15 protein-coding genes are annotated in these 14,866 nt (G+C 62.1%); 11 read left to right on the forward strand and 4 right to left on the reverse strand.

Annotation, left to right across the window (positions count from 1 at the left end; all coding sequences use genetic code 11):
* Positions 1 to 26 precede the first annotated feature (26 nt).
* The gene (gene gshA, locus GZ092_RS18205; RefSeq protein ID WP_293638444.1) at positions 27 to 1,613 is read left to right on the forward strand and encodes a glutamate--cysteine ligase; all 1,587 of its coding nucleotides are present in this window, start codon (positions 27 to 29) and stop codon (positions 1,611 to 1,613) included.
* Between the two features lie 11 nt (positions 1,614 to 1,624).
* On the opposite strand, the gene GZ092_RS18210 is transcribed toward gshA, so the two are convergent.
* Entirely contained in the window at positions 1,625 to 1,852 is a 228-nt protein-coding gene (locus GZ092_RS18210) for an oxidoreductase-like domain-containing protein (protein ID WP_293638446.1), read from the reverse strand.
* Between the two features lie 21 nt (positions 1,853 to 1,873).
* The gene (locus GZ092_RS18215) at positions 1,874 to 2,143 is read right to left on the reverse strand and encodes a hypothetical protein (protein WP_293638448.1); all 270 of its coding nucleotides are present in this window, start codon (positions 2,141 to 2,143) and stop codon (positions 1,874 to 1,876) included.
* 172 nt (positions 2,144 to 2,315) lie between these two features.
* Between GZ092_RS18215 and ylqF the strand changes: the two genes are divergently transcribed.
* From ylqF to GZ092_RS18265, 10 genes are all read left to right on the forward strand, one after another.
* Positions 2,316 to 3,275, forward strand: coding sequence for a ribosome biogenesis GTPase YlqF (ylqF, locus tag GZ092_RS18220; RefSeq protein ID WP_293638450.1), 960 nt, complete (start codon positions 2,316 to 2,318; stop codon positions 3,273 to 3,275).
* A 386-nt stretch (positions 3,276 to 3,661) separates the two neighbouring features.
* Entirely contained in the window at positions 3,662 to 3,994 is a 333-nt protein-coding gene (locus GZ092_RS18225) for a hypothetical protein (RefSeq protein WP_293638452.1), read from the forward strand.
* Between the two features lie 79 nt (positions 3,995 to 4,073).
* Entirely contained in the window at positions 4,074 to 4,646 is a 573-nt protein-coding gene (locus GZ092_RS18230) for a hemerythrin domain-containing protein (RefSeq protein WP_293638454.1), read from the forward strand.
* A 193-nt stretch (positions 4,647 to 4,839) separates the two neighbouring features.
* Positions 4,840 to 5,556: a Crp/Fnr family transcriptional regulator gene (locus GZ092_RS18235; protein WP_293638456.1), complete on the forward strand. Its 717-nt coding sequence runs from the start codon at positions 4,840 to 4,842 to the stop codon at positions 5,554 to 5,556.
* Between the two features lie 206 nt (positions 5,557 to 5,762).
* On the forward strand, positions 5,763 to 6,485 hold the full coding sequence (locus tag GZ092_RS18240; RefSeq protein WP_293638458.1) for a Crp/Fnr family transcriptional regulator: 723 nt from the start codon (positions 5,763 to 5,765) through the stop codon (positions 6,483 to 6,485).
* A gap of 138 nt (positions 6,486 to 6,623) precedes the next feature.
* A complete protein-coding gene (locus tag GZ092_RS18245; protein ID WP_293638460.1) occupies positions 6,624 to 6,908 on the forward strand; it encodes a hypothetical protein in 285 nt (94 codons plus the stop codon).
* A gap of 180 nt (positions 6,909 to 7,088) precedes the next feature.
* The gene (locus GZ092_RS18250) at positions 7,089 to 9,041 is read left to right on the forward strand and encodes an ice-binding family protein (protein ID WP_293638462.1); all 1,953 of its coding nucleotides are present in this window, start codon (positions 7,089 to 7,091) and stop codon (positions 9,039 to 9,041) included.
* Positions 9,042 to 9,161: 120 nt separating this feature from the next.
* Positions 9,162 to 10,292 (forward strand): outer membrane beta-barrel protein, encoded by a 1,131-nt coding sequence (locus tag GZ092_RS18255; RefSeq protein WP_293638464.1) that lies wholly within the window; start codon positions 9,162 to 9,164, stop codon positions 10,290 to 10,292.
* A gap of 712 nt (positions 10,293 to 11,004) precedes the next feature.
* Positions 11,005 to 11,385, forward strand: coding sequence for a hypothetical protein (locus tag GZ092_RS18260; protein ID WP_293638466.1), 381 nt, complete (start codon positions 11,005 to 11,007; stop codon positions 11,383 to 11,385).
* A 97-nt stretch (positions 11,386 to 11,482) separates the two neighbouring features.
* Positions 11,483 to 12,421, forward strand: coding sequence for a DHHA1 domain-containing protein (locus GZ092_RS18265; protein WP_293638468.1), 939 nt, complete (start codon positions 11,483 to 11,485; stop codon positions 12,419 to 12,421).
* 92 nt (positions 12,422 to 12,513) lie between these two features.
* Here the strand turns inward: GZ092_RS18265 and GZ092_RS18270 are convergent, their stop codons facing one another.
* Together GZ092_RS18270 and GZ092_RS18275 are read right to left on the reverse strand one after the other, a co-directional pair.
* Complete coding sequence (locus GZ092_RS18270) at positions 12,514 to 13,845, reverse strand: type IIL restriction-modification enzyme MmeI (protein ID WP_293638470.1); 1,332 nt, start codon at positions 13,843 to 13,845, stop codon at positions 12,514 to 12,516.
* A gap of 83 nt (positions 13,846 to 13,928) precedes the next feature.
* Positions 13,929 to 14,866: c-type cytochrome (locus GZ092_RS18275; RefSeq protein WP_293638472.1), on the reverse strand; the 938-nt coding region annotated here is incomplete at its 5' end.

Below are 14,866 nucleotides of genomic sequence, written 5' to 3' on the forward strand. Positions count from 1 at the left end.
ATCCCAAGAATCCGAGAGAACACCGTATGACCCCATTGCAGGCCAATGCCGACGCAATTTTGCAAGAACGCCTGAAGGCGTTGACTCCCCAGCAGCTCCAAGGCATGCGCCGGGGCATTGAGAAGGAAAGCCTGCGCGCCCAATCCAGCGGCGCGCTGGCGCTGACGCCGCATCCCGCAGCCCTCGGTTCGGCATTGACGCACCCGAGCATCACCACCGACTTCAGCGAGTCGCAGGTCGAGCTGGTCACCAGCGCCCATGCCAGCCCCGAAGCCGCGCTGGAAGAACTCACCCAGCTGCACCAGTTCACCTACCGCGCACTGCAGGGCAACTGCGAAGGCAGCGCCGACGAGATGCTCTGGGTGTCGAGCATGCCCTGCGGCCTGCCGACCGACGAGACCATTCCGATTGCCCGCTTCGGCTCTTCCAACGTCGGCCGCGCCAAGAGCGTGTACCGCGTGGGCCTGTCGCACCGCTACGGCCGGCGCATGCAGACCATTTCGGGCATTCACTACAACTGGTCGCTGCCCGGCGTGACCAGCGAGCAGTATTTCGCGCTGATCCGCAATTTCCGTCGCCATGCCTTTTTGCTGCTGTACCTTTTCGGCGCCTCGCCGGCGGTGTGCTCGACCTTTGTCGCCGGCCGCCAGCATGAGTTGCAAAAACTGACCGACACGACCATGTACATGCCGCACGGCACCTCGCTGCGCATGGGCCGGCTCGGCTACCAGAGCGATGCGCAGGCGTCGCTGGCGGTCAGCTACAACAGCCTGGAAGGCTACGCCGCGTCGCTGCAGGACGCGCTGAGCCGGCCCTATCCGGCTTATGAAAAAGTCGGTATCCGCAACCCCGGCGGCGACTACAACCAGCTGGCCACCACGCTGCTGCAGATCGAAAACGAGTTCTACGGCACGATTCGGCCCAAGCGCGTGATCCGCCCCGGCGAGCGTCCACTGCATGCGCTGCGCGAACGCGGGGTGGAATACATTGAGGTCCGCCTGATGGACCTGGACCCGTTCGAGCCGGTGGGCATCAACGCGCAGACCATGCGTTTCATCGACGTGTTCCTGCTGCACTGCCTGCTGTCCGACAGCCCGCCCGACACGCCGGCCGAGATCGCCGAACTCAAGCACAACCAGGACCAGACGGCGGGGCATGGCCGCGAACCCGGCGTGAAGCTCAAGCGCCAGGGCGGCGAGGTGTCGCTGGTGGCCTGGGGCGCGGAAATTCTGGCCGGGTGCGCACCGATTGCCGCTGCCCTTGATGTCGAACACGGTGGCACGCCATACCGCGATGCGCTGGCGGCTGCCAGCATCGGCCTGGCCGATGCCGACACGCTGCCGTCGGCCAGAGTGCTGGCCGCCATGGCGCAGGGTTTCGACAACTCCTTCGTTCAGTTCGCCCGCGCCCAGTCGCTGAAAACCCAGGCTGCCCTGCAAAGCCTGCCCCTGAGCAACGGGCAAATGACACGCTTCAACGACTTGAGCGGTCAATCCGTCGAGGCGCAAAAGGCCATCGAGGCGGGCGACAGCATGCCGTTCGAGGACTACCGCCAGCAGTATGTGTCGCCCGAGCATCTGCAGCTTCGGGTGCGCGAGGCGGTGCACGGCTGAGCCGTGGGTTGCTACATGCCTTGCAAATGAAGCAAGGCCTCTTCCCGCCAACAAGCTGCTGCGCTGTAAAAACCTTCCCACACGCAGCCGTTGCAGCCGCGCCCGCAACAGCTCGCGGGTTCCGGCGGCGGAGGGCGCAGGGCAACAGCGGCGTCCAGGGCACGCTGCTGCAATGCGCTGAACTGCCTGTGCCAGTCCTCACGGCTGGCAGGCAGGCTCAGGTCGTCAGGCGCCGGCATGGTTTGACGGGGAACCGGTGTTCAGGGCTTGCCCTGCGCCGACATGCGCCGCTTGGCATACAGCCCCAGGAATGCGCAGCCCAGCACCAGCGCAAACCAGCCGACCAGAGAGGCCTGGGCGACGATGCCCTGCATGCCGGGCGAGGTGATGTAGTGGGGGGATACCAGCACGCCCAGCCCAATCAGCGCGCACAGCACACCCTTGATCAGCAGGTCGTTGTTGGCCTTTTTGTCAGCCAGTCGGGTGTTGGGGTTGTTGGGGCGGCGGGTGGGGGCATTGGGTAAAGGCATGTGCCTGATTTTCCCCTATTCGTCCGGCCGCGCCAGGCTGGCGCGCCAACCTGCGTTTGAACAGGTGACAATTCGCCATCCGGTGCCGGGCTGCTGTCAGTGAAAAGCCTGCCGCTTTCCCTGCAATCACGCAGCCTTGCCTGCACCCGCAACCCAAGAAAGAAACATCCCGATGGCCATCCAGTGGTTTCCCGGTCACATGCACCTGACCAAAAAAGCTATTGCAGAGCGCATCAAGGAAATTGATGTAGTGATCGAGCTGCTCGACGCCCGCCTGCCCGGCTCCAGCGCCAACCCGATGCTGGCCGGACTGACCGGCGCCAAGCCGGCGCTCAAGGTGCTGAACAAGCAGGACCTGGCCGACCCGGCGCGCACCGCGCTCTGGCTGGCGCATTACAACAGCCAGCCGGGCACCCGCGCCATTGGCCTGGACGCCAGCATGAGCACGCCGGCCAAGGCATTGATCGAGGCCTGCCACGCGCTGGCGCCGACGCGCGGCAGCATGGTCAAGCCGATGCGCGTGCTGATCTGCGGCATTCCCAATGTCGGCAAATCGACGCTCATCAACACGCTGACCGGCAAACGCGCGACCAAGACCGGCGACGAGGCGGGCGTCACCAAGGTCGAGCAGCGGCTGGTGCTGGCCGACGGCTTTTACCTGTGGGACACGCCCGGCATGCTGTGGCCGCGCATCATCGTCGCCAAGAGCGGCTACAACCTGGCCGCCAGCGGCGCGATTGGCCGCAACGCGTTTGAAGAGGAAGAAGTGGCGCTCGAACTGCTCGACTACCTGATTCGCCACTACCCGGCCATGCTGGAGGCGCGCTACAAGGTCGAGATCACGCCGCAAACCACCGACGAGCTGCTGCTGGAGGAAATCGGCCGCAAGCGCGGCGCCGTGCTGTCCAAGGGCCGCATCAACCTGCAAAAAGCCGCCGAAATCGTGATCTATGAATTTCGCGCGGCCACGCTGGGCCGCATCACGCTGGAAACGCCCGAGGAGTTCGACATGGCGCTGGTCGCCGGGCAATTGCTGGATGCCGAGCGGCAGGTGAAAAAAGACAAGATCGAGACCGACCGCCTGATCAGGCAAAAAAAACTCCCCCGGCCCGTCAAGTTCGGTTCACGCTAGGCGGCCTGCTGACCGCCGGCACCGGCTCATGCAAGACGGTGAAGATAGGCCCGGGGTGTGCAGAAGTTACTATGAAAAGCATAGCTGAATTAGCCCGTGCTGCCTGCGCAGAAGGCTCTTTTCATTAAAAACATGAGGCGCCAGCGGGCTGGTGGCGTCTTGCTGCCATCCGCCAGCTTGCCCACCAGCACGCCCAGCCGCTGGTGTACATGGGGCACCGCTGTTCCCAAGGCTGCGGCACGGCTGTACGAACTGTCTGACGCAAAGGCGCGAAGCTGGTGGGCTGCATTGCGACGCCAGAAGGGCTAACTTGTTCTTGTGCAAACAGGCGGCCAATGCCCGCCCTTAACGCATCCATGAATTCCTAGCTCCAATAGGGAAAGCGCATGACTCAGAAACAAGCTCCATCGCCCGCCGACGGCATCAACCCAGCTTCCGGACCGGACTCCGAGGTCAACCTCGACAGCCAGTCCGTGGCAGGCGAGGAAGACCCGGGCGCTTCGCTGGACACGTCCGGCAATTCGCCACCCAAGGCGTCCGGTGCCACGGTTCCCATGCCTTCAGGCAGTGTGAACCCCGGGGACGAAGCGCCTGAAGGAACGCCCGGGACCGGCGAAGGACTCTGCCGTGAATGCGGCGGTACCGGCCGCGTGGGCGACGCGGCCTGCCTGTCCTGCAAAGGCAGCGGCAAGGTCACGGTCGGGATCGGCGGGGCGTGACGGCCTCGAACGCACGGCCCTGCCGCTGCCTGGCGGCTTGTCAATTCACGGATTCAACATTGCCCACAAAGGACGTCCCATGAATTCCATCACCAGTGCCTTTATTCCCAACGCCACCAACATGATCCGGATGGACCATACCCATACGATGGCCACCTTTCACCAGTACAAGACCAGCAGCAGGCCGCAGGTCAAGCGGGGGCTGGTCAACACCGTCTGCCTGGCGCTGGAGGTGCATGCGCAACTGGAGGAGGAAATCTTTTACCCCGCGGTGCTTGAAGTCAGCGACAACGAGGCGATCAGGAAAGCGCTTCCCGAGCATGCCGAGATGAAGCGGCTGATTGCCCTGCTGCGCGACATGGAGCCCGAGGACATGCGCTATGACGACACGTTCATGGCGTTGATGCGCAACGTGATTCACCACGTGGCCGATGAAGAAACGCTGATGCTTCCTGAAGCCGAACGGCTGCTGCCGGACCAGCTCGACGATCTGGGCGCCAGGATGATGAAGCGCAGGCTCGAACTGGTGGCGCCGCGTACTGCAGACATCGCCGTGAACATGGCGCGCGCCATACCTATGCCGTCGATGGCCATGCTGGCGGGTGCCGCCGCTGCCGGCGTGCTGCTGGGCCGGCGCCTGATGCGCCGCTGAAGCATGAGCGGCCCGCAGCCAGCCTTTGGGCCGGCCCACACGGCCCCGCAACATGAAGGATGAATATGTCGTTGAAGCCGTTGGTTATGTTCGTTAGCGCACATATGAATCGGCAATGACTGCCTATACTGCTGGCTCACGCGAGATGGCTACGCAGGTAGTAAATCAAGCCCGATTTACCCTGAAAGTTCCGATGCCCGTTGCTCCCGACCCCAAGAAAAACCAGTTGCTTGCCGCCTTGCCGGACGCCGAATGGCAGCGCTGGCTGCCGCAGCTTGAGTTTGTCGAAATGCCGCTGGGCCAGGTGCTGTATGAATCGGGCAGCACGCTCAGCCATGTGTATTTCCCGACCACCTCCATCGTTTCACTGCTGTACGTCCTGGAAAACGGTGCGTCGGCAGAGATTGCCGTGGTTGGCTATGAAGGCATCGTCGGCATTTCGCTGTTCATGGGCGGCGAGTCAACGCCCAGCCGCGCGGTGGTGCAAAGTGCCGGGCGCGGTTTCCGGCTCAAGTCGCTGGCGATCAAGGAAGAATTCAAGCGCGCGCCGGTGCTGCACCTGCTGCTGCGCTACACCCAGGCCCTGATCACGCAAATGGCCCAGACGGCCGTGTGCAACCGCCACCATTCACTCGACCAGCAACTGTGCCGCTGGCTGCTGCTCAGTCTGGACCGGCTGCAAGGCAATGAGCTGGTGATGACGCAGGAACTGATTGCCAACATGCTTGGCGTTCGCCGTGAAGGCGTGACCGAAGGCGCGCTCAGTCTGCAAAAAGCCGGTCTGATCAGCTATTCGCGTGGCCGCATCCGGGTACTCGACCGGTCCGGACTTGAAAAACGTACCTGTGAATGTTATGCAGTGGTCAAGAAGGAATACGAACGGCTGCTCCCCGAAAAGCTTCCAGCGTGAACGGCTGGCCATGACCTGCCAAGCCTTTGGCTTGACTTGGCGTCTTGCTGAATAACTCGGCATCCAACCAGTCTGTTGCCTGTCTTTTGTGAGAATTTGTAGACGTAGGGCATACTCGTTCACTCCGAATCGAACTGTATTTGTCAGCTGCGCGGCTTTGAACTTGCCCCTTCCCTGGAAGGGTCTGCAACACCCCGAAAGCCCGCATGAATGCCTTCGAAAATCACCTGATTGAACTCCTTCCCGTGGCCGACCGCAGCCGCATCCTGGCGCTTTGCGAACCGGTCGGACTGACGCTGTCCGAAGTGCTGTGTGAGCCCGGAAAACCAACCCTCCATGTTTATTTTCCGACGCAGGGCTACATTTCACTGGTTGCGCTGGTGGACGGCAGCCCGGGCGTGGAAGTGGGCATGGTGGGCTGTGAAGGCATGCTGGGCGCGCAACTGGTGCTGGGCGTGGCAACCGTGCCACTGCATGCAGTGGTGCAGGGTCCGGGCAAAGCCTGGCGCATCGCCACCGCGCCCTTCAAGCGCGAACTGGCGCGCAGCGCGGCCCTGCGGCGCGTCCTGAACCGCTACCTGTATGTCCTCATGGCCCAGCAGGCAAACTCGGCGGGCTGCCTGCGGTTTCACCTGATCGGCCAGCGCCTGGCGCGCTGGTTGCTGATGAGCCAGGACCGCGCCCATTCGGACCGCTTTCACCTGACGCACGAATTTCTGGCCTACATGCTGGGCATGCGCCGCGTCGGCATCACGGCCGCCGCCACTGTGCTGCAGCAGGACGGACTGATCGAGTACCACCGGGGCGAAATCACCGTGCTGGACCGCAGCGGCCTGGAAGCCGCCGCCTGCAGTTGCTACGCCACCAGCGAGCAGACGTACAACGACCTGCTGGGATCGGCTGCCCAGGCCTCCGGCCGTAGAAAATAACCGGGCAGTGTGCGCTAGCCAACATACAAATTCACTGTAAACAGTTACAAGTCTGTTCAGGCAGCGATTCGATGCCTGGTCCTTTTCTGAACTGATGGGGCACAGGGCGCCGCTGCAACAACTGTCAAGTGAAGCGTCATGAACCATTCAATCTGCTACCCCGCTGAAGCCGGCCGTCTCCTGATCGCCAGCACCGGGCAAAGGGTCAGCCAGCCCGGCATTGCGACTGAAGACTGGGACCTTTTGTTTTGTGCCGTGGCTGAACGCCTCAGGCATTGCGCCAGCCGCCTGCTGGCCGCAAGCAGTCTGCCGCAGCCAGCAGCCTCTGTCATGACATGTTCCAGCGATGTGCTGGAGTGTGTCGATGCCTTGAACCGGCTCCATGCGGTTCTGCGCCAACAACGGCCGGGCAACAGTGAATGATTGAAATCTCAAATTGCATTTTTAGCAAATTTGATTTTTTTATCATCTGTAGGACATGACGCTGACATTTTCTAACACTTACTTTTCCACTTACATAACTCCCATAATCGCGCCCAGAACGCGTAAAAGCAGCGAATTTTCGTAACTTTCAACCGCGTCTTACACCGACAGGAATTCCAAATGAAACAACCCACAAGCCAGTCCAGCCACCGCACGTGGCTGACGGCGCTGATGCTGAGTGCCCTGGCGGCCGGATGCGGCGGCGGTGACAGCGGACGCGATCCCATCCTCGGTTCAGGCGCGACGGTCGTCACACCGGTGCCCGCCGCCGTGGCACCTGCGGTCACTGCGGTGGTGCCTGTCAATGATTCCACCGGTGTCGCGCTCAACCATACCCTGATCACCGCCGCATTCAGCGAGCCGGTGTCACTGTCAGGCGCTGGCGCTTTCACCCTGAGTTGCGCTGCGCCTTGTGTCGCGCCTGCAGGCAGCGTGACCTTTGATGCGAGCCAGCAACTGGCGACTTTTGAACTCGCCCCGACAGCCACCCTGGCACCCGCCACAAACTACACCGTCACGATCAGCAACGCAAAAAGCCTGGCCAGCGGCCTGGCCATGGCCAGCCCCTATGTCTGGCGCTTTACCACCGGCATCACTGCCGACACGACGCGTCCCCGCGTTTCCCTGACGGTTCCTGCCACGACAAGCCCGGTCCCATTGACCGGCGTGCCTGCCAACACCGCGATCAGCGCCGTGTTTACCGAAGCCATGGCGCCAGGCAGCCTGAACGCCGCCAGCTTTACACTGACATGCGCCTCGCCTTGCGTTTCGCCGCCAGGGGCGGTGAGCTATTCAGTGGCCAGAAAAACCGCGTTTTTCAAGCCATCGGCCGCGTTGGCCGTGGGCACGACCTACACTGCCACCGTCATCCGTGCCGCGACCGATTTGGCGCGCAACCAGCTCGCCGGCAACCAGGCGGCACTGCCAGCGGCCAGCAACCATGTCTGGACCTTCACCACCGCAGCACCTACTGCGCCTGCGAATGTTTCAGTACTTTCCACCCGGCCTGCCGCCAATGCGGCCAACGTCTGCACGAATGCCAGCATCAGCGCAACTTTCAGTGTGCCGTCCGGTTTTGAAATGGACCCGGCCACCGTCAGTGCCGCAAGCTTCAGCTTGAGCGGCCCGGCGCTGACCCCCGTGGCCGTGGCATCCGTGGTGCTGGACGATGCCACCGGCCGCACGGCCACACTGAAGCCTTTGGCGCCGCTGACTGCTGGCGTGACGTATGCCGCCGTGGTCAAGGGCGGTGTGAACGGTGTCAGGGACCTGGCCAATCCGGCCAATCCAATGGCCGCCAGCTACCAGTGGTCGTTCACCGCCGTCAATTGCACCCAGCCACCCGTTCCGTCTGCCATCGTTCTGGGCGCGGCCAGCACCTTTGCCAGTTATGGCGGCACTGCCGGCATGACCAATCAGGGCATTGACACGGTCATCAACGGCGACATCGGCACCACCGCGGTATCGACCGGCGTGACCGGACTGCACGACACCGACGGCAATGTCTACACCGTGACGCCGCTGAACGACGGCGCCGTGAACGGCAGCATCTACACCTATCCGCCGGCTCCCGGCAACGCCACGACCAAGGCCATTGCCGACGCAGCCCTTAACGCCGCGCAAAATGCCTATAACCAGCTCGTCGCCATGCCGCCCGGCGCCTATGCCGGTGCCGGCGAACTGGGCCTGTTGACGCTTGCCCCCGGAACCTACACCTCGGCTACGTCCTACAAGCTGACGCAGGGCGACCTGACGCTGGATGCACAGGGCGACCCGAATGCGGTGTTCATTTTCCAGATGGGCAGTTCGCTGACGGTTGGCATTGCCGGACCGACAGGCGCGCGCAGCATCATCCTGGCCAACGGCGCGCAGGCAAAAAATGTGTTCTGGCAGGTCGGCACCTCGGCCACCATCAACGCTGCCGGTGGCGGCTTCATGAAGGGCACCATCATTGCCCAGCAAGCCGTGACCTTCTCCACCGCCGGAAATGCCAAGCTCACGGTGCTTGACGGCCGCGCACTGAGCCTGATCTCCGGCGTGACCATGGTCAACACACGCATCAACCTGCCTTGACCGGTTAAGGGTGCTGAAGACCGGCAAGGCGATGGTTTCGCCGGTCTCTCGCCCCAAGCTGCGCCTGGCGCTGCGGTCATGCGCAAAGACCAACGATTCAAATCCTGTCTGGAGAAAAACATGAAATTGATTAAAGTCACAAGTGCGCTCAGCCTGGCAGCGCTGGCGACCCTTGCCGGTCCGGGTGCCATGGCGCAAGGCCAGGACTCGGGCTGGTACGGCGGCGCCAACGTGGGCCGCTCGGCAGCCACCATTGACGACGAGCGGATCAACCGAGGCCTGCTCGGCAGCGGCTTCAGTTCCAGCACCCTTGTCGATGACGACCGTTCCACCGGTTACAAGATTTTTGGCGGCTACCAGCTGAACCGGAACTTTGCAGTCGAAGGCGGCTATTTCGACCTCGGGAAGTTCGGCTACACCGCCACCACCGTGCCTGCCGGAACGCTCGACGGCCGCATCAAGCTCAGGGGCCTGAACCTCGACCTGGTCGGCACCGTTCCCCTGAGCGAGAAGTTTTCAGTGTTCGGCCGGGCCGGACTGAATTACGCGCAGGCGCGCGATACGTTCAGCGGCACGGGCGCCGTCCAGGTGGCCAATCCCAACCCCCGCAAGAACGACACCAATTACAAGCTCGGCCTGGGGCTGCAATATGCCTTGAGCGAGTCGCTCGCCGTGCGTGCCGAGGCCGAGCGCTACCGCGTCAACGATGCCATTGGCAACCGGGGCCACATCGACCTGGTATCGGTTGGCCTGATCTACCGTTTCGGGGGCAAGTCCCAGGCACCCGCGCCGCGCATGGCCGCTGCCGAGCCGGTCCGCGAAGTCGTGGCCGTGGCACCACCACCACCGCCGCCGCCACCCGCGCCCCGGATTGAAAAGTACACCTTGTCGGCCACCGAGCTGTTCGCCTTCGACAGCGCGGAGCTGCGCATGCCGCAGGCCCGGCTGGATGAAATCGCCAGCGCGCTGGGACGCCATGCCGAGGTCAACGACGTTGTCATCACCGGCTACACCGACCGCATCGGCTCGGGCGCCTACAACCAGAAGCTGTCCGAGCGCCGTGCCGTCGCCGTCAAGACCTACCTGGCCAGCAAGGGAGTTGACGCCGCGCGGCTGAAGGCGCAGGGAAAGGGCGAAGCCGACCCGGTCGTGGCCTGCACCGACAGGCAACTTCCCGCGCTGATCAAGTGCCTGGAGCCCAACCGGCGGGTGGAGGTCGAGCGCATCACCATCGAACGCCGGGTGCAATAGCCGGGCCCGAAAGAAACAAGGCCGGACAGGACCGGCAAGATAATAAAAAAGGCGCTCTCCGCGCCTTTTTTCATGGCTTTGTCCAGGGCAGCAGAGAAAAAGCTGTCCTCGTCTTCCGACATCGCTTCAGGGCATACCCTTACAGTTGCGCCACGCCATTTGTAAAAAATGAAGTTCTGGCGCATGCGGTTCAAAGCAGTCGTTGTCACTGTCGGTTGCACCCTGGTGAATTGCCGGGCAGCCTCCGCAAAGCCAGCGCCGGTGCGGGTTTTTCAAGTTGTGAACATTGTTATCCACAGGGTAGCGCACAGAATTGGTGGGTAATTTGAAGCCGGTGAAGGTGAATGGGTCGATATGACGCGACGGGTTGAGAAGGGGTTGTAAAACAGGTTTTCATAGGCAAACAAGGGGTTTTGGCCTCTGGGTGGCCGAAGGTCTGGTGATTTAAAAGGCATCGCCCGGCAAGCCAGTGGTGGCGCGGCTTCCGGGGCTTTTGAACAATGTTATGCACAGGGTGGCCCACAGTAATTGGGGGCAATGCCAACGATGGATAAGGCAAGATGTCTGGGGGTCTTGAGGGCGTGCCGAGGCTTTCCACACCATCCGGCTGCGCGGACTGGCCAGCGCGCCGGGTATTGCGGGCAGGGCAGGCCGCCAAAAGCACAAAGGTTTACCCTCGGGGCCAAAGACAACATTTTTTCAGGGGCATGTCATGAACTGGTTTAAAAAAATCCCGCATCAGTACCGTGCCGCCAGCGGTCTGGAATGGCGGCTGTGGCGCAAGCTGCCGCTGATTGCCCTGGCCGGCACGGCGCTGCCCTTGCTGTGCCTTGCGCTGGTACACCTGCTCGGCGAGCCGGTGCCTGATGCCTCCCAGGCGCGCTGGATTCAGATGATGGACTACATGGTGAGCGGCGTGATTATTTTTCATTGGTCCATGGTCCTGACCATCGGCATCGGCTGCGTCATCGTGATGGTGATGAAGGGACCGGGCTATGTGGCCGACGGTTACCGGGTATCGCACAGCGACCAGCCGCGCGCCACGCACGAAACCGCCGAGGAAGCCGCCGGCTACCGCCTGCCTGAAGCCTGAAGCCTGAAGCCTGAAGCCTGAAGCCTGGCGTCTGGCGCAGTCCCCTTGGCCCCGCAGATCGCTGTGCAAAAGGTTGCAGGCGACAATCAGCGGCTTCATGAAAACCATACTTCCCCTGCAACTCCTGGTTGCCCCCAAGCTGAACGACCCGCAGCCGCTGGTCATCTACCACGGCCGAAAATGCCCTGACGGCTTTGCCGCCGCCCTGGCCGCCTGGCTGTTTTACGCCGGCAAGGCCGAATTTCTTCCACTGGACCATGGCGACATCAAGTCGCTTGCCGACCTGCCTGCGCTGGACGGCCGCGCCGTCTACATCCTGGACTTCTCGTTTTCGGCTGACATACTGCGCGGCATCGAGGAGCACGCTGCGCAGCTGGTCATGCTCGACCACCACAAGAGCGCGGCTGAAAAGCTGACCGGCTTTGCCTGCCGCTGCGGCGTGGTGCATTTCGACATGGACAAGTCCGGCGCACGGCTGGCCTGGGAGTTTTTCCAGTCTGCCCAGCCCGTGCCGGCGCTGGTGCGCTATGTGGAAGACCGAGACATCTGGGCCTGGCAATATCCCGAGAGCCCCGGCTTTCTGGCCGCCCTCGACATGGAGCCACTCGACTTTGCCCGCTGGGCCGAGATTGCAGCTTTCACCCCCGAGCAGCTGACCGGCTTCATGGCGCGCGGCGTGGCCATGGACGAAAAATTCAAGAAACTCGTCACCGACATGATGGACGCCGCCCAGCCCCTGGTGTTCAACGGCCAGAGCGGCCTGATGGTCAACGCCCCCGGCGTGTTCCACAGCCTGCTGGGCAACCTGCTGTCGGAAAAAAGCGGCAGCTTTGCGCTGATGTGGCATGTGGGCAAAAGCGGCGGCGTCAAGGCCGGCCTGCGCTCGCAGCGCGGGTTTGACTGCATCCCGCTGGCCGAAAGCATGGGCGGCGGCGGCCATGCGCAAGCCTGCGGCTTCAAGATGGGCATCGAGCGCCTGCCCGAACTGCTGAGCGGCGTGTTCGTAGCGGCGGGCAACAGTCCGGCAATACAGTGACGGTTCGGTTGAGCAAAATGCAAGCCAAACCAAAGAGCGTCATCCCCGCGCAGGCGGGGATCCAGCAACGAGGGTTGAACGCTCACACGCGCCTAGATTCCCGCCTGCGCGGGAATGACGGATGAAACTTTGGCGCTGCGCTTGGGTTTTGATTTCGCCTTTTCGGCCGGCAGCAGGCTGGTGTAACGCTGGTACAGCTCGAATAAAAAGGCCACGCGCTCGGCGTCGTTCTTCCAGGTTTTCTTGCCGCCGCCCAGCGCATAGGCCGCGTCCACGGCGGCGTCGAGCTTTTGGTGCGCTTTGACGAGCACCGGTGGCATGGTCAGCGGGTCGTACAGGTCCGCCAGCGACGATTCCGGGAAGAGGGCGCGCGCGTCGAGCACGGCTTGTGCTGCGATTTCGATAGCTGCTTGTGCCCGTCCAGCCTGCGGAGAAGGCTGATTTGATGATAAATCGGGCCAGGGGAAGTTGTTGTAGACGATATCTTTGGAATAGCGGTAGTCGCTCTTGATTCGGCCACATGTGTAGCGCACCCAAGCCATGTGCATGGTGGACTGAATGACGCCAAAGTGAAATAGCGTGGCATCCGGTAAAGAAAAGCAACTGTCGCCGAAGATCACATCTTTTGAAAAGAAACCAAAAGGAATGAAGGCGCGGTTTTCAGAGCTGTGACCCGGAATCAGTATGTAGTCACTTTTCGGCTGGGTCACTTGCCGAAACAGTGTTGGATAGGGATAGGCCCTGGTGCTTTCTGCCTTGCTGGCTTTACGAAATTGGTCAACAGCATGGACACGCGCCATGACTTTGGGCAGTTGCTGGAGGTCTTTGGGGCTGGCATCCACCAGCCAAAGCACCCAGCGCTTTTCGTTGTGCAGGTATTCATGCGCGCCAATGAACGGTTTCACAAACTTTTCTGCACCGGGTTGTGCCGCAAGAAACGACTGTTTTTCTTCGTCGGTCATCAGAAAATGTCCGCCGTCCGTGGGTTTGCTTCCGTACATCATTTCTGGTGCGCCGAAAAGATTGCGGGACTGGTTCGCCAGCAAGGTGACAGGGGCATCTATGAGGTAAGGATTGATCTCGGTCGCGGGTATGGCGTGCGGCTCGCTGTCAACCGTTTCATAGTCAAAAATTACCTTGCCGCTTTTCTCGTGAACGCCAAAGCCAATGATGACGCAGTAAACGCTGGCTTTGCCTGAAGCTTCGTTCGTCCATCTGAAGGTGCGGTGAGCGAAGTGAATGTGCAGCATTCGTCGGGACAGCAAAGCGCGCCACAAAATGCCAATCTGCTCACCTTGCGTGATTGAATTGGTGGACACAAATGCCGCCCTGATATCGGACTCGGCAATGTAGTCGGATGCCTTGCAATACCAGGCCGTTACGAAATCCATAACCCCTGCAGCTTTGGCATCGCGAAAGCACATGAGCATTTCTGCTCAGAAGGGCTTGCCCTGGCTGAAAGTTGCGCTACGGGGCAAGCCGCCTTTCGGCACGCGTGCCCCTGCGCTCAGGGGCTGCCCAGCACGTGCCCGTTCACCGTCATGCCGTACAGCGAGTCGTCGGTGTCGTGGTACAGCTTGCGGGTTTGCGCGACTGACCCCTTGAAGCGCGGGTCTTGAGGGCGTTCATGGCTGTTCATGAACATGGCAACGTCCCAGGCGTCCTGTTCGCTCAGGCTGCCGCCTTTTCCCAGTGGCATGTTGGCCTGGATAAAGCCTGCCGAATTGGCCAGCTGGTGCATGCCGGCGCCCCAGTTGAATGACTTGGGTCCCCACAGCGGCGGAAACACCTGCTTGTTGCCGGCGCGCTGGCCCAGGCCGTCTGCGCCATGGCAAAGCGCGCAGTTCTGCGCATACACCTTTTCGCCGCGCGCGTAGTCAGCGGGCTGCGCCGGCTTCTTGAGCTTGGGGTATCCGCTGCCCGGCACCGGCGTTCCAACCGGCGCGCCTTTGGCCATCCAGAACGCATAGGTTTGCAGGGCCGTCATGATCTCGTCGTCTACCGGCGGTGCCTTGCCGTTCATGCTGAATTGAAAACAGCCCTGGATGCGCGAAGCCAGCGTGTCCACCTGGCCGGTCTTGCTGCGAAAGGCCGGGTAGTGAATGAACGACGCCCACAGCGGCGCGGAATCGGCCTTGCGGCCGGCATCCAGATGGCAGTTGGCGCAACTCAGGCTGTTGCCGACGTAGCGGCTGGCGTACTTGCCGGTTTCCATGAATACCTGCTCGCCCAGGCGGATGACCTTGCCGTAGTCACCGTCGGGCAGCGTGCTTTCGGCGGGCGGGATAAATGCGGCATTGATGACGGCTGGTTTGGCGCTGGCAGCTTCACTGACTGCCTGAGCAGGCGCAGCAGTGCTGGCCGCAACAGTCGTGGACGGCGGGGCAGGTGCATTGGCCTGCGGCGTGTTGGCGGGGGTGACCGGCTTGTACGAAAAGCGCTCAA

It is taken from the genome of Polaromonas sp., from assembly GCF_010365105.1.
In the GTDB taxonomy this organism is placed as follows: Bacteria; Pseudomonadota; Gammaproteobacteria; order Burkholderiales; family Burkholderiaceae_C; genus Polaromonas.